The organism is Seonamhaeicola marinus, from assembly GCF_008085455.1.
In genome coordinates this window covers 1-1,176 of the sequence record NZ_VSDQ01000427.1, presented here as the reverse complement: position 1 = coordinate 1,176, position 1,176 = coordinate 1, and the positions used below count along the sequence as shown (strand labels likewise).

The 1,176-nt window shown below is 30.7% G+C and carries 2 protein-coding genes and 1 pseudogene; 2 read left to right on the top strand and 1 reads right to left on the bottom strand.

The genetic code is table 11. The features are described 5' to 3' along the window. Nucleotides 1–267: pseudogene (locus FUA24_RS07520) on the bottom strand (D-alanine--D-alanine ligase); the annotation flags it as partial. Nucleotides 268–397: 130 nt separating this feature from the next. Between FUA24_RS07520 and FUA24_RS07515 the strand changes: the two are divergent. Continuing rightward, on the top strand, nt 398–958 hold the full coding sequence (locus FUA24_RS07515) for a PASTA domain-containing protein (protein WP_147136835.1): 561 nt from the start codon (nt 398–400) through the stop codon (nt 956–958). A gap of 6 nt (nt 959–964) precedes the next feature. Then, nucleotides 965–1,176, top strand: a 212-nt coding sequence (locus tag FUA24_RS07510; protein ID WP_262713603.1) for an RNA-binding S4 domain-containing protein, incomplete at its 3' end; no start/stop codon positions are given.

Sequence of the window (1,176 nt, the reverse complement as noted above, 5' to 3'; positions counted from 1 at the left end):
GTTTTCGCCAGGGGCACCATGAATGGCATTAAAAACACAATTAAACTTTAATGTTGTGTTGTTAACAGTGGTGGTAAAATTATTTTTATCAATAGGAAATTCATTATCATTAGCATCAACATACACCCATTTATCTTTAAAAATATGAATGCGGTAGGCGTTATATTTGTCTTTGTTTAATGTGTTGTAAACAACGTTTCCGCTTTTTAATGAGATTTGATATTCACTAGAATATCCGCCCATAATAATGGCAATATTTTTTTTCATTTAAGTAAGTTAAGTGTACGTCTAAAACTAGTAATATGTCGTATTTAATTTTATAAGCTAAAATATCATATAAATTGCAAAAGAAAAAGCAGTTCTGTTTTTATATATTTGCGTATTCAAAATTCTGTTCATGAGTATCATTAAATTTTTAGTAAGTAAAGCTTTTTTTAAGCAAGTATTATTAGCTGTAGTAGCTGTAGTTGTGTTATGTTACATTATGTTGTTATGGTTAAAAAGCTATACAAATCATGGCGATTTTGAAACAGTACCAGATTTAAAAGGAAAATCTATAAGTGTGGCTCAAATGGAGTTGAAAGACAATGATTTGGTAATGCAAATACAAGATTCGTCTAATTACAATCCAGATTATCCAAAGTTTTCAGTTATAGAGCAAGATCCGGTAGCCGGTGCTCAAGTAAAAGAAAACAGAAAAATATATATTACTTTAAATCCTTCGGGCTACAGAAAAATTGAAGTGCCAGATTTAAGAGAGCGTACTTTTAGGCAAGCAAAACCAAATTTAGAAGCTTTAGAGTTTGTTGTTGGAAAAATTACTTATGAAGACAACATTGGTAAAGATTTGGTTTTGAAAATGTATTATAAAGGCGATTTACTAAAGCCAGGTGATAAATTGCCAAAAACCTCAGTAATAGATTTGGTTTTAGGTAATGGTAACAGACCAAGCAATTAGTTTTTAATGGAAGATTACACACCACAGTTACCTGAAGACGATAACTTACATGAACATTATGCATTTACTGTTGGTAAAGGGCAAACACCTTTGCGCGTAGATAAATACTTGATGAATTTTATTGAAAATGCTACCCGAAACAAAATTCAAGCAGCGGCAAAAAACGGTAATATTTTTGTAAACGGATTACCTGTAAAATCAAATTACAAGGTAAAGCC

Excerpts from the sequence above, each read along its gene's own strand:
- FUA24_RS07515 (WP_147136835.1), top strand. The coding sequence starts at position 398 with ATGAGTATCATTAAATTTTTAGTAAGTAAAGCTTTTTTTAAGCAAGTA.